At 61.0% G+C, this 22,404-nt stretch carries 19 protein-coding genes and 2 pseudogenes; 19 read left to right on the top strand and 2 right to left on the bottom strand.

The window, feature by feature from the left end; translation table 11 throughout:
* The first annotated feature begins 81 nt into the window (after positions 1-81).
* The 7 genes from ASD02_RS25140 (at position 82) to ASD02_RS25110 (ending at position 9,817) form a co-directional block, all read left to right on the top strand.
* Positions 82-654, top strand: coding sequence for a MarR family transcriptional regulator (locus ASD02_RS25140; protein WP_057217263.1), 573 nt, complete (start codon positions 82-84; stop codon positions 652-654).
* A gap of 48 nt (positions 655-702) precedes the next feature.
* Positions 703-1,932: a glycosyltransferase family 4 protein gene (locus ASD02_RS25135; RefSeq protein WP_057221336.1), complete on the top strand. Its 1,230-nt coding sequence runs from the start codon at positions 703-705 to the stop codon at positions 1,930-1,932.
* A 218-nt stretch (positions 1,933-2,150) separates the two neighbouring features.
* Positions 2,151-3,608 (top strand): DUF6212 domain-containing protein, encoded by a 1,458-nt coding sequence (locus tag ASD02_RS25130; protein WP_107028307.1) that lies wholly within the window; start codon positions 2,151-2,153, stop codon positions 3,606-3,608.
* Entirely contained in the window at positions 3,598-6,273 is a 2,676-nt protein-coding gene (locus tag ASD02_RS25125; RefSeq protein ID WP_057221337.1) for a glycosyltransferase, read from the top strand. The genes ASD02_RS25130 and ASD02_RS25125 overlap by 11 nt, the downstream gene beginning before the upstream one ends.
* A gap of 36 nt (positions 6,274-6,309) precedes the next feature.
* The gene (locus ASD02_RS25120) at positions 6,310-7,488 is read left to right on the top strand and encodes a polysaccharide pyruvyl transferase family protein (RefSeq protein WP_057208317.1); all 1,179 of its coding nucleotides are present in this window, start codon (positions 6,310-6,312) and stop codon (positions 7,486-7,488) included.
* Between the two features lie 42 nt (positions 7,489-7,530).
* Positions 7,531-8,703, top strand: coding sequence for a polysaccharide pyruvyl transferase family protein (locus ASD02_RS25115; protein ID WP_057221338.1), 1,173 nt, complete (start codon positions 7,531-7,533; stop codon positions 8,701-8,703).
* A gap of 4 nt (positions 8,704-8,707) precedes the next feature.
* Entirely contained in the window at positions 8,708-9,817 is a 1,110-nt protein-coding gene (locus tag ASD02_RS25110; RefSeq protein ID WP_063978370.1) for a hypothetical protein, read from the top strand.
* Positions 9,818-10,018: 201 nt separating this feature from the next.
* On the opposite strand, the gene ASD02_RS25105 is transcribed toward ASD02_RS25110, so the two are convergent.
* Both ASD02_RS25105 and yghU read right to left on the bottom strand, forming a co-directional pair.
* On the bottom strand, positions 10,019-10,396 hold the full coding sequence (locus ASD02_RS25105) for a hypothetical protein (RefSeq protein WP_025431406.1): 378 nt from the start codon (positions 10,394-10,396) through the stop codon (positions 10,019-10,021).
* 10 nt (positions 10,397-10,406) lie between these two features.
* Positions 10,407-11,321, bottom strand: coding sequence for a glutathione-dependent disulfide-bond oxidoreductase (yghU, locus tag ASD02_RS25100; RefSeq protein ID WP_025431405.1), 915 nt, complete (start codon positions 11,319-11,321; stop codon positions 10,407-10,409).
* A gap of 410 nt (positions 11,322-11,731) precedes the next feature.
* Here yghU and ASD02_RS25095 point away from each other — a divergent pair, with 410 nt between their 5' ends.
* From ASD02_RS25095 to ASD02_RS25045, 12 genes and pseudogenes are all read left to right on the top strand, one after another.
* Positions 11,732-12,841 (top strand): extracellular solute-binding protein, encoded by a 1,110-nt coding sequence (locus ASD02_RS25095; RefSeq protein WP_057208311.1) that lies wholly within the window; start codon positions 11,732-11,734, stop codon positions 12,839-12,841.
* 160 nt (positions 12,842-13,001) lie between these two features.
* Complete coding sequence (locus ASD02_RS25090) at positions 13,002-13,988, top strand: ABC transporter permease (protein WP_057217251.1); 987 nt, start codon at positions 13,002-13,004, stop codon at positions 13,986-13,988.
* Positions 13,988-14,782, top strand: coding sequence for an ABC transporter permease (locus ASD02_RS25085; RefSeq protein ID WP_025431402.1), 795 nt, complete (start codon positions 13,988-13,990; stop codon positions 14,780-14,782). The genes ASD02_RS25090 and ASD02_RS25085 overlap by 1 nt, the downstream gene beginning before the upstream one ends.
* Positions 14,782-15,867: an ABC transporter ATP-binding protein gene (locus ASD02_RS25080; protein WP_057217248.1), complete on the top strand. Its 1,086-nt coding sequence runs from the start codon at positions 14,782-14,784 to the stop codon at positions 15,865-15,867. Before ASD02_RS25085 ends, ASD02_RS25080 begins: the two co-directional genes overlap by 1 nt.
* A gap of 93 nt (positions 15,868-15,960) precedes the next feature.
* Complete coding sequence (locus ASD02_RS25075) at positions 15,961-17,454, top strand: NAD(P)/FAD-dependent oxidoreductase (RefSeq protein ID WP_057221340.1); 1,494 nt, start codon at positions 15,961-15,963, stop codon at positions 17,452-17,454.
* A 9-nt stretch (positions 17,455-17,463) separates the two neighbouring features.
* Positions 17,464-17,964, top strand: coding sequence for a hypothetical protein (locus ASD02_RS25070; protein WP_057221341.1), 501 nt, complete (start codon positions 17,464-17,466; stop codon positions 17,962-17,964).
* Positions 17,961-18,536 (top strand): peroxidase-related enzyme, encoded by a 576-nt coding sequence (locus ASD02_RS25065; protein ID WP_057221342.1) that lies wholly within the window; start codon positions 17,961-17,963, stop codon positions 18,534-18,536. Before ASD02_RS25070 ends, ASD02_RS25065 begins: the two co-directional genes overlap by 4 nt.
* A 41-nt stretch (positions 18,537-18,577) precedes the next feature.
* The gene (locus ASD02_RS25060) at positions 18,578-19,189 is read left to right on the top strand and encodes an XRE family transcriptional regulator (protein WP_063978369.1); all 612 of its coding nucleotides are present in this window, start codon (positions 18,578-18,580) and stop codon (positions 19,187-19,189) included.
* A gap of 45 nt (positions 19,190-19,234) precedes the next feature.
* Complete coding sequence (locus ASD02_RS25055; protein ID WP_200951713.1) at positions 19,235-20,317, top strand: NAD/NADP octopine/nopaline dehydrogenase family protein; 1,083 nt, start codon at positions 19,235-19,237, stop codon at positions 20,315-20,317.
* A 178-nt stretch (positions 20,318-20,495) separates the two neighbouring features.
* Positions 20,496-21,190 (top strand): annotated as a pseudogene (locus ASD02_RS39960) (aminotransferase class I/II-fold pyridoxal phosphate-dependent enzyme); the annotation flags it as partial.
* 1 nt (position 21,191) lies between these two features.
* A pseudogene (locus tag ASD02_RS39955) lies at positions 21,192-21,789 on the top strand (aminotransferase class I/II-fold pyridoxal phosphate-dependent enzyme); the annotation flags it as partial.
* A gap of 189 nt (positions 21,790-21,978) precedes the next feature.
* The coding region (locus ASD02_RS25045; protein WP_156408463.1) for an alcohol dehydrogenase catalytic domain-containing protein at positions 21,979-22,404 on the top strand (426 nt) is incomplete at its 3' end.

Raw genomic sequence — 22,404 nt, 5'->3', positions numbered from 1 at the left:
GCAAGTTCAAGGTAGAGGGGAGGGGATGTTGTAGTCTGATTTACTTCAAGATTTGAAGTAAATTTCGAAATGGAGAGTTGGATGAATGAAAGAGTACTCTATCCGTCCACGGGGATCAAAGATGTGTCGTTGCTCCAGCAGGAGGAGCAGACGTCGAAGGCGGTAGGAGCCCACGATCAAGCCGAAGCCGCGAACGATTGCCGACAGCTGACCTATTTCGAGCTTGCGCGCCTGATGGAGAGGGTGAGCAGGCGGTTTTCCGGTTTGGTGCGCGCCGAGCTGACCAAGCTGCGTGTCGACGACATCGGTCCGGCTCAGGCCATGGTCTTGCTGGCAATCGGCGATGCCGAGCTGTCGGTGGCCGAGCTGCTCGATCGCGGGCACTATGTCGGCTCGAACGTGTCGTACTATCTGAAGCAACTGGCAGATGGCGACTACATCGATCGGGTTGCCTCCCAGCGCGACAAGCGTTCGGCGCGCATCAAGCTTACGGAAAAGGGCCGGCTACTGAGGGCGAACTTGCGCGACGCGGCGATGGCCTACGAGCGGGCGCTCAATCGCGGCCATCAGGATCGCCAGAACCTGGAGACCGCCTTTCAGACCCTGCATCAACTCGAACTCGTCTGGGGCAGCGCGTCACGTTACGACATGTGACCGGGCAGAACCCAATGTGGACGTCATTCAGGTAGCGGATTAGATAGCATGCATGTGGCATTTGTTCATCGGCGCGGCTTCGGCCAGTTCGCCGCGTTGGCGGCTGACCTGGTGCGGTCGGGCAACAGCGTCAGCCTGATCACCGAAACCGTGGATCAAAAGATTCCGTCAGTGCGCGTCATTCGGCACCGGGCCGAGCCCGGGCCGCGCATGTCCGCGGCCATCGCTCGGCACATGGCGGTGCCGGATCACCATGCCCGGATCGGACATCGCGTTGCCGAAACGCTCGATGCGATGACGCGACAGGACATGACGCCGGACATCGTCGTCGGCCACATCGGCTGGGGCAGCATGATGTTCGTCAAGGATGCCCTTCCTCGCGTTCCGGCCCTTGGCTACTGCGAGTTTTTCTATCGGTCGCAGGGGGCCGATATCGGCTTTGCGCCCGACGATCAACCCGACCTCGAAGAGCGCAAGAGATTGCGACTGCGCAACGTCGCGCAATTGCTGTCACTGGAAGCCATGGATGGCGGCATCAGCCCCACCGAATGGCAAAAGAGCCTTTATCCCGCCGATACGCGCGAGCGCATTGCCGTTTGCCACGAAGGTATCGATACCGCGCTGTTCCGCCCCAACGCTTCGGCGTCGGTGCGGCTTCCGGACGGTCGCGTGCTGAAGGCCAATGATCCGCCGGTGGTCACCTTTGTCGCCCGCGATCTTGAGCCCTATCGTGGTTTTCCCCAGGCACTGCAGGCCGCCGCACAGGTCGTGAAGAAGCGCCCTGACACGGTTTTCGTCTTCGTCGGAGGTGACGGAACCAGCTACGGGCCGCCGCCTCCTGGCGGTGGTTCATGGAAATCGCACCTGCTCGCCTCGCTTGACGTGTCGCCTGACAACATCATCTTTCCAGGCGTTGTCCCGCACCACATCCTTCGCCAGCTTTTTCAGGTCTCCGCGGCCCATGTCTACATGACCTATCCGTTCGTGCTTTCCTGGTCCGTGCTCGAGGCCATGGCATGCGGCGCCTTGGTTATCGGATCCGACACGCCTCCGGTTCGCGAAGTCATTCGCTCGGGTCACAACGGTATCCTTGTGCCGTTCTTCGACGCCGACGCGCTCAGTGAAGCAATCCTCGGCGCCGTCAGCAATCCGCAGGCGTCCGTCGGCATGCGGGCGGCAGCGCGAAGGACTGTCGAGCGGCGCTTCCGGCTCGAGGATTGCCTGCTGCGTCAGCGAGACCTCATGACAACGATGACGGGGCGTCCCGCAGCAATGTGACAGTAGCATTTCAGAATACTTCAAATATTGAAGTATTTGTTATGTTTATTGTTGGGCACGCTATGTATTTTGCCGTTGTGCACTGCGAAATTCACTGCTACGTAATCAGCGTGATGAATGGCGATCGACAGTATAGCTGTCGTCGGTTCAGAAACTCCATCGATATGCGTTATCGTTTCTTCTGAGGGCGTTACGTGCAAGAAGTAAGACACTCCGCCATGGGGCCTCGGCTCGGTTTGAAAAAGCTGCTTCTGGCATCGGATCGCGATCGGGCGATCTTGCAGGGCAGCAATGTTGCCCATCTGGTGGACTATGTGGAAGCCGACGGTGGTTCCTTCGACACGTTGAAGGATACGTTTCCGATCGCCGCGGTCGCCTTTTCCGACAAGGCAGAGGTGGACCTGAAGAAGGGGCTGGCGCGACTGTCTGCCTTGCGAACGCTCCCGGAGCTGGCGGTCCTGCGTCTTGACCCGGTCAATGTGGCGGAGAGCTCGGCGCTCCTGCGTGCGCTTGCCGAAGACGGAGTAGGCCGGCTCGCCCGATATTCGGCTTCGATCACGTCGGAACTCGCCATGCTGAGGCGTGAGCGCGAAGAACTGTTCGAAAACTATCGCCTTCTGGAAGACGCCTTCCATGCGCGAAACTGGGAGCCGGTTGCCGAAGTCTTTGCCCATGATCCCTTTGCCGATCCGAAGGACGAGGGTGTAGGGCAGCTGTTGAGCAGCGCGTTCATCGAGCAGCTCCTGCCCGTCTCGAGCCTCGGGGTCGCCGGCTTCGCGCTTCACCTGCACTCATTGCCGAAGGGCAGTGGAGAGCTCATCGTCACTTTGAACTACCTGGAAAGTGGCGAAGGCGTGGCGGAATGGAATGTTCCCTATGTCGGCCTGGTTTCCGGCTGGAACTTCTTTTCTCTGCCGCGTGCCTGCGGCGGCGCGGCAAGGACACTTCGCCTGCGCGTATCTGCAAGCGGCTCCGACGCGCTTGGCCTTTCGCTCGGGCACCACATCGCCAGCGAGCGCTACTCGGCGCGATCGGAACATCCGCATCCCGACCTTGACCTGCGCCCGCTTGCGTTCCGGGTGTTTACGGGGCTGCCCGGGGTCAAGCCCGCCAGCACCGCGAACATGATCGCTCCCACCAGTTTGCTGGAAGGACAATTCACCGTCGATTACAGGCTGGGGATCGAGAAGCTCAGCCAGATCACTGACGTTTCGGTGACCCAGATCGTCCCGGATTTCCAGACGATCCGGTTCCTCGAACACGAACATGCGATCGTCTGCCACCCGCTGCCGACCGGTATCTCAGCCGGGGCGATCAACCGCGCCATCGAGCCTGGCACCGTCTCGTTGTCGGCAAGCGCCATTATCGATCATCCCAAGGGCGCGCCGGCAGCAGTCAGTTTTCTCCTGAGCCCCGCCAGTTCGAACGCGCGCGCGGAAGTCGCCGAGCTCGCGCGCAAGGGTTCGGTGAAACCTTCGACCCTGTTCAGCGGCTGGCGCGAAGTCGGTGCCCAGCAATCCATCAGCATCAGCATGCAGATGGACGAAGCGATCCGCGTGCCAATGGATCTGATCATCCTCAGCCGGGCCGTGGATGAGACCGTCGATTTTTGCTGGCTCAAGTTGTCGAGCTTCCGACTGGTAAAGCAGTCGACGGAGGCCCTGAATGCCAGGTAATCCAGAGGCCGATCTCATCGCCATCGCGATGCCGCTTTACGGTCATGCGGCGCTTGTCCTGGAAGCCATCGAATCCGCTCTTGGGTCTGATCTGAACACATCCAGGCTCGCGATCGTGGTTTCGGTCGATGGCGACCCGTGCCACGAAACGTTCGACCAGCTGTTGCTCTATGCTGCGGTCCATCCGTTCATTCACGTGATATTCGGCCGCAACGCGGGGCCAGGTGGTGCCCGCAACCGCGCCATCGACTTCATTCTCGAGCATCTGCCCGAGGCGCGGGCGGTGTATTTCCTCGATGCCGACAATCGTGTTCTGCCTCGCACCATAGAGACACTCTATGAAAAGCTCGGCAGCAGTGCTTGTGGCTGGGTCTATACCAACATCGATACGTTCTCCGTGTCCTGGCGCGCGCATTACGGCAATCAGTATTCGCGGCTGGCGCATTGCATCACGGACAACATTTGCGACACGGGATCGCTGATTTCCATCGACGTTTTCCGCGCCGGCGTGCGCTTCAACGACGACCGGCAGAACGGATTTGAGGACTGGGAATTCTGGTTGTCCTGCATCGAGAATGGCTTCGTCGGGGTGCCATGCCACGACACGGTCTTTGAGTATCGGTTGCGCGCCGAAAGCCGTTTCAAGGAAGCCAACCGGGAGCGCGCTACTTCGGTCAGTTACCTCAGAAAACGCCACAAGGCTCTGTATCGCCGCCCGATGCTCGTCGATTTCGAGCATGAGGAAGCGCCGCGCTATCTCTTCGCCCGAACCGAAAATGCGTCGATCTCGCTGTTTACCGATCCGACCAAGGCACCAACCGTGCTTCGGCTGGACGACATCATCCCGGCGTTCTGGGCAAATGTCGGCGAACCCGACAATGCACACTTCCCGCCCTTTCTCGTGGCGGGCAGTGGTTCGGCTTTCGATCTCTTATTGCGCTCGCGCATGCTTCCAAACATTCTCGCCCACCTGGAGCGGTTGAGCGAAAATACCAACGCGTTGTTCGTTCAACTTGCAAATGACGGCGTGAAGCGTGGGATCGAGGCGGTTGCACTACCGGCAGGTTCGCAGAATGTCGGCCCGGCTGACCTTGTTTTCCTTCCGACGCCGCTGGTCAGAGACGTGATCCAGAACAACGCGCTGGAGTGGTTCGCATCGATCGGCAACCAGCAGGTCTGGCCGACGGTGACGCTGCTGAAAGTTCGCTTTCCCTTCCCCAAGAGCCTGTCGCGCCGTTCGCTGATCACGCCGCAGCAGATGATGATCAATTGCATCAATGCCATTGCTTCCAGCCCCTTGCGCCATACGGCGGGCAAACGGTGGACATGGCGGCCTTCGCGGCTGGTGCCCTATGGCGAGCTATACAAGGAGCTGCGAAGGGAAGTCGGCGGTTCGCCGGTCCTGCCGCTCGGGCACAGCTCCGGCAAGCGCACTGCGGCTCTGCTGGTGCCGAACGCCTCTTTCGGTGGGGCCGAAAAGGTCATTTATGCTGTCGCGCGCGAGCTGAAGCGAACCGGTTTCGAAACACATCTGTTCGTGCTCGGCAGCGCCAAGATGGATGTCATCGACGAATTCGATGCGAGCTTTGATCACATTCACTTCTGGGATGCCGGCGTTCCTGCATGGGGCGGGTCGGGCTCATTCCTCGGACAGGATTTTATCGCCGACGAGCATGGAGTCGATTGGCAGGCGTTGAAGGGCCAGCTGTCTGGTTTCGATCTGGTGATCAACAACCATGTCATGGCCGTCCATCCCCTCATCGCCCGGCTGCGTTCCGAGGGAACGCGAACGGCATGCTATCTTCACGTCGTCGACAACACCGCGTTCAAGCGCCCGGCGGGCCAGCCTTTTGCCGCGATCGCTCACGAACATTGCTATGACGCGTTCCTGACCTGCTCCGAGCAGTTGAAGACCTACCTGCACAGTTTCGGCGTGCCGCACGCAAAGGTCTTTGCCGTCTCCAACAGCGCGGGCTTTACGGTGCCACCGAAAGTCCAGGCAGACGTGATCGCCGCCCGACGGCAGCCGCGCGACGATGCGCGCTTGCACGTGCTCTACATGGGGCGGCTTGATCGGCAGAAGGGGATCGACAGGCTGGCGGCCACGTTGTCCGAGCTTCGAGCGAGGAATGTTCCATTCGAGGCGCGTGCCGTCGGCGGCGAGATTCTTGCCGACTCGAGCGTCTCATGGACGGAACGATTGAAGGATCTCTCCGTCGACGTCCGTCCACCGGCCTTCGCCAGCAAGGAACTCATCAAGGCACTGTCCTGGGCGGATGTGCTCGTCATGCCGTCCCGTTGGGAAGGTGCGCCGCTCGCCATCGCCGAGGCACAGCAGCTCGGATGCGTTCCGATTGCCACGGCGGTTGGCGCCGTCGACGAACTCATCATCGACGGCGAAGATGGCGTGCTGATCCATGCGGCCGCCGATCCCGAAGTCGTCAGGTCGATGGCACAGGCCATCGAGGCGGTTGCCCGCAACCCAGACCAACTTGCTCCGCTGATCGAAGGCTGCATCAAGACTGCATCCCGTCGTTCGTGGACATCCTCGTTTTCGCAGTTTCTCGCGTGGTGCGACACCTGGGTCGATAACTCGTCCCAGTCAAGAACGGCCGTCTTTCCAGCGGATCCAGCGGTAGACGCCGGCATCCGGGCGGCCAGTTGAGCCCACGCCGGTATTTCAAGCAGAAAGGTCGATTGCATGCCTGCAAGGATTCTTGTGACCGGTATTCCCGGTCACTACACCCGCCTCGTCAATGGCGCCCACGGTTTGTCTGTCTCCTATGCGGAGCGTCAAAAACAGCCGGAGACGAAAGAGGAGTTTCTGCAGGAGTTGCGCAATATCAGCAACACCGGCAACTATCTCATCGGCGAAGGTGCCCTGCGCGCGCTTTCACCCCACGCCAAGCACGTGCCGTTCTGGCATCTCTATAATTGCGCCAAGAATGGCGTCGGCCTCGACGAATTCAACTCGAATTTCGATATCTGCGTCTTCACCTGCGCCAATCTGCTGCGCAAAGGGCTTTCGGCTGACGCGGAAGCCGATGTGCTCGAGCAGCTCAAGATGCCGATCGTCATGCTCGGCATCGGTCAGCAGAACCGCAAGGATCTGGAGAACAACCTGCCAGAGGGCACGAAGCGGCTGCTGGCCATTCTCAAGGAGCGTGAGCACTTCTTCCTGACGCGCGGCTTCGAGACGGAAGGTTTCCTGAAAGATCAAGGCTTTAACTTCGTGCGGCCGACCGGTTGCCCGTCCGTCTATTTCATGCCCGACAACATGCGGAAATCGCTCAGAAAGCTGCCTGAGGTCGATGTCGGCAAGGCGCGCACCATTTTCTCCGGTTACCTTGGCGGCAACCAGGATACGGTCCTGGATGCCAAGGCTCTGCCTGGCGGCGATAGCGTCCCGCAATACGTGGTCCAGGACGAGTTTCTCCACTTCGACATGAGCGTCGAGCCCAATGGGGAGGGCCGCGTCTACGACACGGCGTCGGGCACCATGGTGGGCAACCTCGCCTATCCCGGCGCCGACAGGCTCGGCAAGCCATTCCAGGTGCGCACCTTCTTCGACACCAATCAGTGGCGAGCCTGGGCTTCGTCGATGGACTTCAATCTGGGCCGCCGTTTCCACGGCTCGATCATCGCCATGCAGGCGGCCGTACCGAGCCTGATGGTCGCGGTGGACGACCGCATGCGCGAAATGCTCGGTTACACCGGATTGCCTGCAGTCGACATCAACGAGATCGACAGCGCCGAGAACCGCAGCGAATTCGTCGCCGACCATCTTGGGAAGCTCAATGCTTCGGAACTCGTTGACAGATATTCCGATCGCGAGCGCAGATTCCGTTCGACTTTGCGGGAAATCGGCATCGGTCACTAGCAGAACTCGGCATCCTCCTAAGCGCTCGTTCAAAGGACAGTTATGCGTATCTTACTTACAGGGATCCCCTCGTATCTGCAGCGCACGATCGGCTCAGTTGCCGGCATGACGGTGCACCACCGCCCCTATTTCGACGAGGTGACGGCGAAGAAGGACTTCCTCTCCCAGGTCAGGAGAATAGCCAATACCGGCAACTATCTGATCGGCGAGGGTGCCGCACAAAGCCTGCGGGGGCACGATGTCACCTATGTTCCCTTCTGGCACCTCGCCAACAATCGTACTTCGGACGAGCTCTACGAGCAGGCAAACCGCGAATTCGATATCTGTGTCTTCGCTTCCGCCAACCTGTTGCGGCCCGGATATTCCGCCGATCTCGAAGCCGAGGTTTTCGCCAAGCTGAAGATGCCCGTGGTGGTGATGGGCATCGGCATCCAGCGCAAGGAAGGTCTCAAGGAGTTGCTGCCGGCAGGCACGCTCAAGTTCCTGGACGTGCTCAGGAACAGGGAAAGCTTCTTCCTGACACGCGGCTATTTTACCGCGGAGTTCCTGAGAGAGCAGGGGATGAAATTCGTCAAGCCGACGGGCTGCCCCTCGCTCTATTTCGCCCCGAACGAAATGGTCCGATCGCTCACGGCACTTGCCAATCCGGCCTTGGCGGATGCCCAAAAGATCGCCTTCGGTGGTTACCTCGGCAGCGTCGCCGACACGATCGTCGACGCGCACGCACTACTGGGGCCGAAGTCCGTTGCCAGCTATGTGGTCCAGGACGAGGTCATCGCCTACAATCTTGACCTGCCGGGTGAGGATACGACCCCGGTTTACGATCGCGCCAGTGGACGTATTACCGGGGCGACGCAGTACAAGCACAAGGAGAAGTGGCAGCGCGAACACGAGCTGATCGCCTTCTTCGACACAAACCAATGGCGAGGCTGGACGACGACCAGAGACATGTGTTTCGGCCGTCGATTCCATGGCTGCATCATCGGCATGCAGGCCGGCGTTCCGGCGCTGATGATCGCGGTCGACGACCGCATGCGCGAAATGCTCGAGTTCATCGGCTTCCCCTATATCGAGGCGGCGACTTGGAATCGCGAGGCCGACAAGCGGACCTATCTTTCGAACTTCCTTTCCAAGATCGACGCAGAGGCGGCCGTCGACCGTTATCGCGCCTGTGAGACCAACTTCAGAAATGTGCTCGGCCAGATTGGGATCTGAGCGCGTGGCATGGAAGGTTGCAGCGCGCAAAGTCCTTCTTTGCGCGCTGATTTCGCTTCTTGTCTTCGAGGCCAGATCGGCGATCGCACAGGATCAAAACCCGGCGGCGATCGTCGGGATCAATAGGGTCAATCTCGCTTGGCAGACACCCGACGAGCAGAGAAAAATCCTTGGTGACATTGCCGCGAGCGGCGCAACCCACGTGCGGCTATCCCTGTCGGCCCCGGTAGACAAGAGCATCGACGCGGTCGAGATCGCTCATGGCCTCGGCTTGAAGATCCTGCTGGAGATTCAGCTCGCGAATCCCGACTACTACGCGGATGAGGTTCGTGCTCGAACCGGCTTCGGTCGTATCTGGGACATTCGCCGCCTCTCCGACCTCGATCCGGCGAAGTACCGCGAAAGCCTCAAGGCGGCATTGCGCAGATTGGACGATGCAGGCGTTACGCTGATGGCCGTCGAGCCCGGTAACGAGATCAATTATAGCGCCTACAATGGCGATCTCGTCGTTTATCGAAAACCCGGTGCCGTCACACCGCGCCGTGTCTCCGACATCCGCAACAGGCAGGCCTTCGAGCGAGGACTGGCAACCTATGTGGAGGTTGCCAGGATTACCCGGCAGGAGCTGAAGGCGACGATCCATAGCCGCGACGCGGTGGTCGTTTCTGCCGGCTTGTCCGACATGAGCGCCGGGGAGGCGGATCATAGGGGCATGGAGCGCCTGGACCCGGAAGAAGTGATCACCCTTCTTAAATTGCGTGGGCTCGATGAGTATGTCGACGCCTATGGCATTCACGTCTATCCGGGACGTAAGGCAGGGCCGAAGCTTGCCGGCTATATCCGCGAACTCCTTCGTTTCTGCGGGGCAGGGGACACAGGCAAGCCCTGCTGGATCACCGAATGGGGCGTGGCGAACTCCGCCCGTTCCTGCCCGCTCGACGACCAGAAGCGCACCGGGGCGGTGGCGGCGATACGATCAGTTTTTAGCGACCTCATGTCGTCAGGGCGATTGGAAGCCGCTTTCTATTATGACTGGGATACCAACGCCGGCTACGGTGTCTGGCGATGCGGCCAGCTCAGTTCTGCCGGTATCAAGGCAATCGCTCCGAACTAGCTGACGGCCCTCAATCGGGGCAGCTTGCGCGTGGGGGCGAGGATGGCCCGCATTTTGCAGCAGTTCCAGCGCCCTTCAGGCGTCGTGTCGAGGCATTATCGGAGAGTTTGCATCCGCCCTACGTTTGGCTCAGGTCGCCGTTGATCCCCGTATCTGCTGGTGCGGGCCGCTAACAGGCGCACTGGTCGCGGCCCGTTACCTTCATACCTCGAAGACGTCCTCGAACGATTCCGGGAAGCTCTGGCGAGCGACCTTTTCGTTGATGACGAGCAAGGCTTCATAGGACACCGGGTCGAAGTCCTTGTCCACAGCCAAGACCTCGCGGCCGAACAGGAGGTTCAGCCGGGCGGCGTCAAGATTGCCACGTTCGAACGGTTCCGCGCCGAAATGATGCCAAAGGGCGTGGAGGAAGGCCGCGTCGATGCGGTGCGCTCCCGAGCCCGGCCGCGCATGGCGGGGCAACGCCTTGATCGGCGTTGCCCCCTTTGGATTGGCGCGACGGATCACGAACTGGATGCCTGTACCCGGCATGGCGTAGGGAAATCCCCGGTGTTTCGTCATATCAGGCAGCTTGGCCATTCCACTCTCCTTACGCGGTCTCTTTCTGGGCGATCTTATCCTGCGTCTTCGTGTCGAAGTCGGAGGCATCGTGGCGTTCGTGCAATTGTTCCGACGGATCACCGCTCAGGCGGTTGACCATGCGGCCGCGCTTGACTGCCGGACGCGCCGCGATTTCGGCCGTCCAGCGCTGGACGTGCTTGTAGCTCCCTACATCGAGAAAGGTGCCGGCGTCACCATAGGTCTGGTGGAGGGCCAGGCCGCCATACCAGGGCCAGATGGCCATGTCGGCGATAGTGTATTCGGACCCGGCCATGAACCGATTGCCTTCGAGATGGCGGTCGAGCACGTCGAGCTGACGCTTCACTTCCATGGCGTAGCGGTCGATGGCGTATTTGATGTGCATCGGCGCATAGGCATAGAAATGGCCGAAGCCGCCCCCGAGAAAGGGCGCGGAGCCCATCTGCCAGAACAGCCAGTTGAACGTTTCCGTGCGGGCGCGAAGCTCGGTTGGCAGGAAGGCGCCAAACTTTTCGGCGAGATAGAGCAGGATGGAAGCAGATTCGAAAACGCGAACCGGCGCCCCGCCACCCTTCGGCGCGTGGTCCATCATCGCCGGGATCTTGGAATTCGGATTGGCTTCGACGAAGCCGGAACCGAACTGGTCGCCATCGCCGATGCGGATTGGCCAGGCGTCGTATTCCGCGCCTGAATGGCCGGCAGCCAGAAGTTCTTCCAGCATGATCGTGACCTTAACGCCATTGGGTGTGGCGAGCGAATAGAGCTGCAGCGGATGCTTGCCGACGGGCAACGCCTTGTCATGGGTCGGGCCGGCAATCGGGCGGTTGATGCTGGCAAACGCGCCGCCATTGCCCGCTTCCCAGGTCCAGACCTTAGGAAGTGCATAGCCGGCGGGGAAATTATCGGCGGGGGATTTCTCGGTCATGAAAATTCAACCTTGTCTTCTCGGAAACACGTCACTCTGCCGGGTTTGGCATCTCTCGATATAGGAAAGCAATCACTGTTAATCACGACTTTGAGCGACGAAACCAGAGAGACCGTGCTGGGCGGTTTCCGTCAACCGGACCTGTGCGTTTTTTCTCGGGTTCGATTCCACCCCATCATGGTCGATGATCCCAGTAATTTTCCTGCAAAGCTCGCTTGACATTCGTCCATTATACAGGTCAATTCCTGTTTAGCGGACGCAAAGTTCGGTATACCGGACAAAGGCGGGGAGGCCTTTTCGACAGATCGCGCTGAGGCACCATGTTGCCTGCGGACAAATGCGCCCGGTTGGTGCGTGAACATTCCAGAATATCTGCTCTCACAAGTCAAAACTAAAAAAGGGGGACTTAAATGAGTGAAATTGTATCCATCAATCGTAGAACGGCGCTGAAACTGCTTGGTGCGGGAGGGGCTGTTCTTGCGGCGCCTTACATTATTCGTCCGCGCCCGGCCTGGGCCGACAATGGTGTCCTCAACATCACCACCTATGACAAGTTCCTGCCGCAGGAATTCATCGACAAGTTCCAGAAGGATACCGGTATCGAGGTTCGCATCCGTCTGACCGACGACCAGGGCAAGCAGTACAACCTGCTTACCGCCGAGGGTGCCAATCCGTCGACCGATATCGTCACCGTTGCCGGCCACCGCTATTCACAGTTCATCAGCTCAAAGCTGCTGCAGCCGCTCGACACCGGCAAGATTGCCAACTGGAAGAACCTCAATCCCGCCTATCAGGACGCGCCCTGGGCGCGTGTCGACGGCAATCTGTGGGGTCTGCCAATCCTGGCCGGCTACGAGGGTCTCGCCCGCAACGTCGACTATGTGAAGGAGGCGCCGAGCTGGGAGATCATGTTCGATCCGCAGTTCAAGGGCCAGACCTCCTACATCGTCAGCGATTTCATGACCATCGTCATGCAATATCTCGGCCATGACGGCGATTTCGTCAGCTATGCCGGTAAAGCGGACGTCGCCCAGAAGGCGACCAACGAGGCGCGCGACTTCCTGATCAAGAACAAGGACATGGTTCGCAAGTACTATGATGCCGGGTCTGAAGTGCAGCAGATGTTCATCAACGAGGACATCTATCTGGCCCATTCGTGGTCTGGGCCGGCCGCCAAACTGATCATCGACGGTCATCCGATCCAGCTGTCAGTGCCGAAGGAAGGCACGTTCGGCTTCTGCTACACACTCAATGTCGTCAACAACGCGCCGAACGCAGAGAATGCCTACAAGCTGCTCGACGCCATCCTGGCGAGCCCGGAAGTCGGCGCTGCAATGACCCGCCAGTCGGGCTACAGCTCGACCATGAACGGCGTCGGCGATCTGCTCAACGAACGCGAAAAGCTCGCCTCGACGCTTCCGCAGGAAGAAGTCGAGCGCATCATCTTCTTCTCGTCGGTCAACCGCGACATGAAGAACGAAATGATCGACCGCGCGACCACAGAGGTCAAGGCGGCCTGATCAGGCGGCGCTTCGCATAGCTTGCACCTGTCCCGGAGCGCTTCGGTAAGCTCCGGGACGGCTGCCGGTCTGCTGGCCCCTTCCAGCCAACAACGCGCAAGGACTGACTGCCGGCGACGCCGCGCGGTGCCGGTCGGGCTGCGCCAACCGAGATCGTTCAATGGTGAGTAGCAACACGACAGCCGGATACGGCACGGTGCGCGATGCCCCCGTACCGAAATATTCGACGGGGATAGCCAAGGTGGTCAACTCCGCGCTTTACCGGCACACGCTGGGAGCGGCGGTGGAATCGCGGATCGGTCGCATCATCCTTCTGGCCGGTGTGCCGATGATCTGGCTGATCATGCTGCATGTCGGGCCGATCTATCAGATGCTGAAGATCAGTCTCCTTTCCCATTACCCGGTTCAGTCGGGCGTGGAGTCGCGCTTCACTCTCGACAACTATGCTATCTTCTTCCGCGAGGCGATCTACTTCACGCCGCTGATCAAGAGCTTCATCTTTGCCACTGTCGCGACCGCTGCGACCCTGGTCGTGGTCTATCCTGTTGCCTACTACGTCGCCAAGATCGTCAGGCCCGAGGGACGCTCCAAGGCGCTGCTGTTGTTGCTCGTGCCGTTCTGGGCCGGCGAGCTGATCCGGACGTTTTCGGTGATCATGCTGCTTGCTAACCGCGGCGCCGTGAATGTGCTGCTGCGCGAAATCGGCCTGATCGACCGGCCGATCCCGATGCTTTACACGTCGTTCTCGCTGGGCTTCGGGCTGGTCTACCTGATCTGCCTCTACATGCTGTTGCCGCTTTATTCGGCGATCGAAAAGATCCCGTCGCCGTTGCTGGATGCGGCTGCCGATCTCGGCGCCGGGCCGTTCACGCGCTTCCGCCGGATCATCCTGCCGCTGTCGCGCGATGGCATCGTATCGGGCTGCTGCCTGGTCTTCCTGACATGTATCGGCGTCTTTGCCACCCCGATGCTGCTCGGCGGCCCCAACACCGTGCTGTTTCCCGAAACGATCAGCGGTTTCTTCCATGGTGCCAGCGACAAGTGGCCGGTCGGCGCCGCCTTCGCCCTGATCATGCTGGTGACCGCACTTGTCGCCGCCGCCATCTTCATGCGGCTGGTCGGCGGGCGTAAAAGGAGAGCAATCTAATGCGCAATCTGTTTTCCGATGCCCCGCGCGCATCACTGACCGCGTTCTATTGGGCCTTCATCCTCTATCTGCTTCTGCCGCTCACGCTGATGATGGCCATGAGCTTCAAGGGCGCCAATTTCGTCGCCTTCCCGATCGGGGAGTGGACGTTTGACTGGTACGTCAAGGTGATGCAGGACAAGCAGTTCCTGGAAGCCTGCCTCTATTCCATCATGATCGCGGGAGCGACGACGCTTGCGGCGACAATCCTCGGTGTCTGGATCGCCATGCTGATCGTTGCCGAGGGCGTCCGCGGCCAGGTCATCATCTTCGCGCTCGCCTGTCTGCCGGCGGTCGTCCCGGGCATGATCTCGGCGATCTCACTGCGCATCTTCATCTCGACCATCGACATGCCGACGGGTACGGCGGCCGTCATCCTCGGCCACACCGTGCACGCCGTGCCCTTCGTCGTCGTCATGGCGCTCACCCGCCTGCGCTCGATGCCCGGCAACCTCGTCGATGCGGCACGCGATCTCGGTGCCGACAGCGTCGTTGCCTTCTTCCGCGTGACGCTGCCCTATCTCGGACCGGCGCTGCTCGGTGGCATGATCTTCTGTGTGCTTCTGTCGATCGACGATTTTGTCCGCACCTTCTTCCTTGGCGGCTATCGCCCGACCCTGCCCATGCTGATCTTCGCCAAGGTGCAGGGCGGCATGTCTCCTGAAATCAACGCAATGGCGACGCTTGTCCTCGTGGTTACGGCCGCGGTCGGACTGTACGCCGAACATCTCACCCGCCGCGCGAGGACCCGCTGATGGAACCCGTCGTCCAATTCGACAATGTCAACAAGAGCTACGGCAAGCACGTCGCCGTCGACAACCTGAACCTGAGCATCGAGGCTGGCAAGTTCGTCACCTTGCTCGGACCTTCCGGTTGCGGAAAGTCGACGTCGCTTCGCATGCTTGGCGGTTTCGAAACGCCGACATCCGGCCGCATCCTGCTGAGCGGCAAGGACGTCACCAAGGTTCCGCCCAACAAGCGCAACGTCAACATCGTGTTCCAGGACTATGCGCTATTCCCGCATATGACTGTTGCCAAGAACATTGCCTTCGGCCTCGAGCTGAAGGGCCTCGACAACCAGGCGATTCATCGCCGGGTATCGGAACTTCTGGAACTGGTCCAGCTCCAGGACTATGCCAATCGCCTGCCGGCGGAGCTGTCCGGCGGTCAGCGCCAGCGCGTCGCGCTCATGCGCGCCCTTGCGCCGGATCCGGACGTGCTGCTGCTCGATGAGCCGCTTTCCGCACTCGATGCCAAGCTGCGTCAGCAGATGCAGATCGAGCTCAAGGCCATCCAGGAAAAGACCGGCAAGACCTTCATGTTCGTCACCCACGATCAGGAAGAAGCGTTGACCATGTCCGACACGATCGTGGTCATGAACAAGGGCCGGATCGAGCAGATGGGCGATCCCCACACGCTGTACGGCCGCCCCGGCTCGGTCTTCGTCGCCAACTTCATCGGCGAGACCAACCTGTTGCGCAGTACCGTTGTCGGAACCGAAGGCGATGTCGCGGCTCTCAGCTGGAACGGCATCACCATCACGGCAAACCAAGGCGGGCTTTCGCCGAAGGTCGGCGAGCATCTCTACGTGGTCCTGCGCCCGGAGGCGATCCATTGTTCGGCGAGCGAGCCGACCAGCGGAAACCGCATCAAGGGCAAGATCCGTCAACGGGTGTTCAAGGGCAACCACACCTCGCTGATGGTCGAAGTCGGCGCGGGCACCTTGCTCAACACCCTTGTGCATCCAAGCGATGTCGCGCAACTTAACGGCGAGGACATCTGGGTCGGTTGGAAGCCCGAGACGGCGACGGTCATTCCCGACCGGCACGCTCACAACTAATCAACCAACGGCGCGCATCGCATTGGTGCGGGTCCTAAGCAGGCAAGGCGGCCAATGCGAACCCCAAGTTCCATCGGCCGACGGAGGTGAACCATGGCTTATAACGTAGAGACACCGATCCCATCGGCGGCGACGAGCCTGCTGGAGCTGGAACAGCGTGTCCGCGACGATCTTGCCTGCCTGTGCTATCCGCCGGCAAACTGGGTTGTGCCCACCGCCTCTGATGAACAGGTCCATGACGTCGTCGTCATCGGTGGCGGCATGTGCGGCCTGGTCGCCAGTTTCGCTCTGATCGGCGCCGGCATTCAGAATATCCGCATCTTCGATCGCAGCGAGGAGGGCCTCGAAGGGCCATGGCTGACCTATGCGCGCATGGAGACTCTGCGTTCGCCCAAGCAACTAACCGGCCCGGCCTATGGCATGGCCTCGCTCACCTTCCGCGCCTGGCACGTTGCCCAGTTCGGCAATGACGCATGGGCCAAGCTCGACAAGATCCCCCGCCCGATGTGGATGGAGTATCTACGCTGGTACCGCAAGGTGCTCGATCTGCCGGTCGAAAACGGCGTCGAGGTCAAGGCGATCCAGCCCGAGGGCGCTTTCATGCGGTTGACGATAACAGGCAAGGGCGCGCGGGAAACGTCGGTGCTTACCCGGAAGGTGGTAATGGCAACCGGCCGCGACGGCATGGGGCATCCCAGCATTCCCGACTTCGTCGGCGATCTGCCGGAGAAATACTGGGCGCATTCCTCCCACGAGATCGACTTTGCTGCCCTCAGCGGCAAACGGGTCGTGGTTGTCGGGGTCGGCGCATCGGCGGTCGACAACGCCGCCGAGGCGCTGGAAGCGGGGGCTGCCGAAGTCCGCCATCTCATCCGACGCAAGGAAATGCCCTGCATCAACAAACTGATGGGTATCGGCTCGTTCGGCTTCACCGCTGCGTTCCCGCAGCTGGGTGACGCCAGCCGGTGGCAGATCATGAACTACTCGCTGCGCACCCAGACGCCGGCGCCGCGTGGGTCGACGATGCGCGTCAGCCGCCATCCCAACGCCTATTTCCATTTTGACGCCGCCGTCGAAAGTGTCGAACTCGACGGCGACGAAATCGTCATCGAGACGTCGCAAGGCAAGTCGGTCCGCGCGGATTTCCTTATCCTCGGCACCGGCTTTGGGGTCGATCCGCTGGCGCGCAAGGAACTCGACGGCTACGCCGACAAGATCCTTTTGTGGCAGGACCGCTTCACGCCGCCAGCGCGCGAGGAAAATGATCAGCTCGGCCGGTTCCCCTATCTCGCCGACGATTTCAGTTTCCTCGAGCGCGTACCAGGCCAGGCGCCGTGGCTTGCCAACATCCACAGCTTCAACTCGGGCGCTGCCGCCAGCCTCGGCAAGGTGAGTGGCGACATTCCGGGCATCAGCGAAGGCGCGTCGTGGCTGGTGCGGGAGATCGCCGCCAAGCTCTACTCAGAGAATTTCGACCAATATTGGCAGCGTTTACTTGACTACGACACGCCCGAATTGCGCGGCGACGAATGGACGGCATCGCCCTTGCCGGACAGCGTAGCGGTCAACGATCGCAAGCAGGCATAGGAGGATTACATGGCTGAAAACGAGGACGTGATTGCCGCGATCGTCGGCATCGAGCCCGGCAGCGCGATGGCCGGCGTGCTATCGGCGCGCGCGGACATCATGGCGCTTACCCAGAAGACACATGACAGTGCGCTGACGCCGGAAAATCCCGGTGGCCTGTCGCATGCCGAGCGCGCAGCACTTGCCTGGCGCATTGCAAAGATCAATGACCATAAAGCCTTCGAGGATCATTTCGAGGCTTTGCTGGAAAAAGCCGGTGCGCCCGACGCCGCTGCCCGGATGGCCGATATCTGGTTCGATGGTGGCAGCGATATCCGTGCCAAGGCGCTGATCCGCCACGTCGACCTGGTGGCGCATGCGCCGAAGCAGGCAACCCGCCACGACATCGAATTGTTGCAGGAAGCGGGTCTTGCCGATGACGACATCGTGCGGCTTTCAGAACTCGTCGCCTTCGTCAGCTACCAGATCAGGGTTGCCGTCGGCCTTGAGTTGATGAGGGGGTTGGCATGAGCGAGATCGTGCACGACTTCACCACCGATATCCCGGTCTGGAAGCCTTATGTGACCCCGCTCAAGCTGGCGGACGCGAGCGCCGAGCAGCTCGAAGCGCTCAAGGTCACGCCATCCAATACCAAGGTTTCTGACTACGTGCTGGTGCTGGCGCATGACGTCGAAACGCTGACGCACAGAAGCCCGCTCTTCAACGGTGTCATGTATAATAGTGGCGGCCTGTCACGCGCCGAGCGCGAGATCGGGGCCGTCGGTGCTTCCATCGTCAACCGTTGCGTCTACTGTGCGGCCGTTCATGCCAGTCGCTACAACCAGTTGACCAAAAGTACCGATGTGATTGCATCCATTTTTGCCGATGGCGTCGATGCCGAGATCGAGCCGCGGTTGAAGGCGATCTTGAAGTTTGCGGTCAAGCTTTCGAAATGCCCGTCCGAAGCAAGCGCCGATGATATGGCGGCGCTGGTGGAGGCCGGTTTAGGTAAGGAGGAAATCCTCGATCTCATCCTGTCCACGTCTCTGTTCGGCTGGGCCAACCGGCTTATGCATACGCTCGGCGAACCGATCAGGGAATGACAGGAGGAGACGCTCACTCGATTGGCAAAGAGGGACAAGCCATGGTGTTGGTCAGCCCGCCCGAGATCGGGCCGCGCTTGCAGGCATATCGAAAAGAGTTGAATCTGACACTCGCCGAACTGGCTGCAATGTCCGGCGTATCGCGCTCCATGCTGTCGGAGATTGAGCGCGGTAATGCCAACCCGACCTACGGAACGCTGTGGCATCTGACGCGTGCGCTCAAGATCGACCTCAACAGTCTGGTCAGCGGCGCAAGCGAAGAGCGCGGCGATTCCATCATCGACCTCCAGCCGGGAAACCTGACGCCGACCATCCGCAGTGCGGACGGCAGTTGCACGCTGCAGATCCTGTCCCCGGCCAGCATGGTGTCGCTGATCGAATGGTATCTGCTGAGTTTTGAGGCTGAAGGGGAACTGGTGAGCGACCCGCATGGGGCAGGCACCGTTGAGCATCTGCACTGCACCAAGGGTGAGATCGTGGTGCGCAGCGCAGGCAACACCATGATCGTTCGGGCCGGAGAAACGGCGCGCTATGCCGCCGACGTCCCCCATTCGCTGACAAGCGTCGGTCCTGTCGGGGCGGGGGCATTCCTGGTGGTTGCGTCCGGCGATGTCGGGCCGAACACGCCGAGAACGGCGATACGTCCGAAATAACGATCGGCCAGCGGGCCGAATTCATGAGCAGAAAAGGGAATGATAATGCGGGTAGGAATAGTCGGGGCGGGTTCGATCGCTTTTGGAACGGCGGCGCTTGTTGAGCAGCAGGGCCACGAGGTGACCTTGTGGTCGCCATCCGGCGAACGGACGCGTGCCTTGGCCAGCGGCCAGGCGCTGGTTGCGGAAGGCGCGATCAAGGGCACCTTCCATCCGGCCGTTGCCACCAGCGCAAAGGACCTTGTTGCCCGTGCCGAAGCGCTCGTCATCGCGCTGCCGGCCTATGGCCACAAGACTGTACTGGACGCCATCGCACCCCATATCACGCCGGGGCAAATCGTCATCTTCAGTTCGCACGCCTCCTTTGGTGCGCTTTATCTCTCCCGCCTGCTGGCAGCGCGCGGCGTTACTGTCCCGATCGTCGCTTGGGGCACGACAGCTGTGTCGGGCAGGCAGTTGAGCCCGACCTCGGTCAATGTGAACACGATCCGCAAGCAGGTCGATCTCGCGACGGTGCCGGCATCCGAGAGCGCCAAGGGGCTCTCGATCTGCCAGTCCTTGTTCGGCGACCGTTTCCTCGACCGCGGCAGCCTGATGGCGATCGCGCTTTCCAACCTCAATCCGCAGAACCATATGGGCATCGCGCTCGGCAACATGACCCGCATGGAGCGCGGCGAAAGTTGGAGCCAGGGCCAGAACGTGACGCCGAACGTCGGACGCCTTCTTGAGGATCTCGACCGGGAGCGCATCGCCATCGCCAGCAAGCTCGGACTTGAGGTGCGCAATATCTTTCAGCACTTTCATCTGTCATTCCACGTGCCGATGAGCTCCATCTCCCAGATGAATCAGGAGATGCACGAAGCCGGCAATGGCGGCAGCGGCCCGACCACCGCCGATAGCCGCTACGTGACGGAAGACGTGCCCTTCGGTCTGGTCATGACGGCGAAGATCGGCCGTCTCGCAGGCCATCCCGCGGAACTGCACGAGGCGGGTATCCGAATTTTCTCGGCGATGTATGGCCGTGATTTCACCGCGGAGAACGACCTTCTGACGGCCCTTGATCTCGACGCGATGTCGCTGGACGAGCTCAAGGAGCTGTGCCGCAACGGGTTTGCCGCGGCGGCCTGACTTCAGTCCTGATTGCCCGCTTTCACGCGCTCGCGGCAGCCAGCCCGCCGATCGTGCGTGAAGGCCGGGCGATTGTGGCAAACGATCGGGCAACAGCCCGGTCCTCGTTGTTCAATATGGATTTCCCAGTGCTGCGACACGGAAGTGTGTCGCCGGCAAGAGTGAGGCTTTACCTGCCATGACCAATGCCTTTCTTTCCCATCTCCGCTCAGAACTCGACGGCTTGAAATCATCCGGTCTCTACAAGTCGGAGCGGGTGATTGTCTCGAAGCAGGCGGGCGAGATCGAGGTTGCCTCGGGCGAGCGGGTGCTGAACTTCTGTGCCAACAACTATCTCGGCCTGGCCGACAACGCGGAACTGACTGAAGCCGGCAAAAAGGCGCTCGATCGTTACGGCTACGGCATGGCGTCGGTGCGCTTCATCTGTGGCACCCAGGAAGAGCACAAGCAACTGGAGGCGCGGATCTCCGCCTTCCTCGGCCTGGAAGACACGATCCTCTACTCCTCCTGCTTCGATGCCAATGGCGGCCTGTTCGAGACGCTGCTGGGCGAAGAGGACGCGATCATCTCCGACGCCTTGAACCATGCCTCGATCATCGACGGCGTGCGCCTCTCCAAGGCCAAGCGCTTCCGCTATGCAAACAACGACATGGCGGCGCTCGAAGAAGAGCTGAAGAAGGCCGAAGGCAGTCGCTTCAAGCTGATCGCCACCGACGGCGTGTTCTCGATGGACGGCATCATCGCCAATCTGCAAGGGGTGTGCGATCTCGCCGACAAGTATGGCGCCATGGTCATGGTCGATGACAGCCATGCGGTCGGCTTCGTCGGCAGGAACGGTCGCGGCTCGGCCGAACATTGCGGTGTCGAGGGCCGNAAGTATGGCGCCATGGTCATGGTCGATGACAGCCATGCGGTCGGCTTCGTCGGCAGGAACGGTCGCGGCTCGGCCGAACATTGCGGTGTCGAGGGCCGCGTCGACATCATCACCGGCACGCTCGGCAAGGCGCTCGGCGGYGCCTCGGGCGGTTACACGTCGGCCAAGGCCGAGGTTGTCGACTGGCTGCGCCAGCGCTCGCGGCCCTATCTGTTTTCCAACACGCTGGCGCCGGTGATTGCCGCCGCCTCGCTCAAAGTGTTCGACCTGATCGACAACGGCGATGCGCTGCGGGCGCGGCTGTCGGACAATGCGGCGCTGTTTCGTGACCAGATGTCGAAGCTCGGCTTCACGCTSGCCGGCGAGGGCCATCCGATCATCCCGGTGATGCTCGGCGATGCCGCACTGGCGCAGGAGATGGCGGCGCGCATGCTCAAGAAGGGCGTCTACGTCAGTCATCGGCTTCTCCTTCCCGGTGGTGCCAAAGGGCCAGGCGCGCATCCGCACGCAGATGTCGGCCGCCCACAGCGAAAACGACGTGCGCCGGGCGATYGCCGCATTCGAAGAGGTCGGCCGCGAGCTCGGTGTGATCAAGTGAGTGTGGAGCTCTGCTCCTCACCCTGACCCTCTCCCCGTATACGGGGAGAGCGGACTGGCCCCGGTCGGCCGTTGGAGAGGGACGCGAAGTTTGCGGCATGTCCCTTCTCCCCGCGATCGCGGGGAGAAGGTGGCGGCAGCCGGATGAGGGGCAGGCCCCAGGCGGGCAGTTGATTTTGGAGACAACCAAATGACGAAGATGATGAAGGCGCTGGTCAAGACGAAGCCGGAGGTCGGGCTTTGGATGGAACGCGTGCCGGTGCCCGAGGTCGGACCGAACGACGTGCTGATCAAGGTGAAGAAGTCGGCGATCTGCGGCACCGACGTGCATATCTGGAACTGGGACCAATGGGCCCAGAAGACCATTCCGGTGCCGATGGTCGTCGGCCATGAGTTCATGGGCGAGATCGCCGCGGTCGGCTCGGCCGTCACCAAATACCATGTCGGCGAGCGGGTCTCGGGCGAGGGCCATATCGTCTGCGGCAAGTGCCGCAATTGCCGCGCCGGGCGCGGCCACCTCTGCCGCAACACGCTCGGCGTCGGCGTCAACCGGCCGGGCTCGTTCGGCGAATTCGTCTGCCTGCCGGAATACAATGTCGTGCCGATCCCGGAAGAC

Origin of the sequence: Ensifer sp. Root1252, from assembly GCF_001425885.1 — a bacterium.
Classification (GTDB): domain Bacteria; phylum Pseudomonadota; class Alphaproteobacteria; order Rhizobiales; family Rhizobiaceae; genus Ensifer; species Ensifer canadensis.
This window is presented reverse-complemented; position numbering and strand designations above follow the sequence as displayed.

Bases quoted from the DNA above. Each gene is read 5' to 3' on its own strand.
- ASD02_RS25140 (WP_057217263.1), top strand. From the start codon at position 82: ATGAATGAAAGAGTACTCTATCCGTCCACGGGGATCAAAGATGTGTCG.
- ASD02_RS25135 (WP_057221336.1), top strand. From the start codon at position 703: ATGCATGTGGCATTTGTTCATCGGCGCGGCTTCGGCCAGTTCGCCGCG.
- ASD02_RS25130 (WP_107028307.1), top strand. From the start codon at position 2,151: ATGGGGCCTCGGCTCGGTTTGAAAAAGCTGCTTCTGGCATCGGATCGC.
- ASD02_RS25125 (WP_057221337.1), top strand. From the start codon at position 3,598: ATGCCAGGTAATCCAGAGGCCGATCTCATCGCCATCGCGATGCCGCTT.
- ASD02_RS25120 (WP_057208317.1), top strand. From the start codon at position 6,310: ATGCCTGCAAGGATTCTTGTGACCGGTATTCCCGGTCACTACACCCGC.
- ASD02_RS25115 (WP_057221338.1), top strand. From the start codon at position 7,531: ATGCGTATCTTACTTACAGGGATCCCCTCGTATCTGCAGCGCACGATC.
- ASD02_RS25105 (WP_025431406.1), bottom strand. From the start codon at position 10,396: ATGGCCAAGCTGCCTGATATGACGAAACACCGGGGATTTCCCTACGCC.
- yghU (WP_025431405.1), bottom strand. From the start codon at position 11,321: ATGACCGAGAAATCCCCCGCCGATAATTTCCCCGCCGGCTATGCACTT.
- ASD02_RS25095 (WP_057208311.1), top strand. From the start codon at position 11,732: ATGAGTGAAATTGTATCCATCAATCGTAGAACGGCGCTGAAACTGCTT.
- ASD02_RS25090 (WP_057217251.1), top strand. From the start codon at position 13,002: ATGGTGAGTAGCAACACGACAGCCGGATACGGCACGGTGCGCGATGCC.
- ASD02_RS25085 (WP_025431402.1), top strand. From the start codon at position 13,988: ATGCGCAATCTGTTTTCCGATGCCCCGCGCGCATCACTGACCGCGTTC.
- ASD02_RS25080 (WP_057217248.1), top strand. From the start codon at position 14,782: ATGGAACCCGTCGTCCAATTCGACAATGTCAACAAGAGCTACGGCAAG.
- ASD02_RS25075 (WP_057221340.1), top strand. From the start codon at position 15,961: ATGGCTTATAACGTAGAGACACCGATCCCATCGGCGGCGACGAGCCTG.
- ASD02_RS25070 (WP_057221341.1), top strand. From the start codon at position 17,464: ATGGCTGAAAACGAGGACGTGATTGCCGCGATCGTCGGCATCGAGCCC.
- ASD02_RS25065 (WP_057221342.1), top strand. From the start codon at position 17,961: ATGAGCGAGATCGTGCACGACTTCACCACCGATATCCCGGTCTGGAAG.
- ASD02_RS25060 (WP_063978369.1), top strand. From the start codon at position 18,578: ATGGTGTTGGTCAGCCCGCCCGAGATCGGGCCGCGCTTGCAGGCATAT.
- ASD02_RS25055 (WP_200951713.1), top strand. From the start codon at position 19,235: ATGCGGGTAGGAATAGTCGGGGCGGGTTCGATCGCTTTTGGAACGGCG.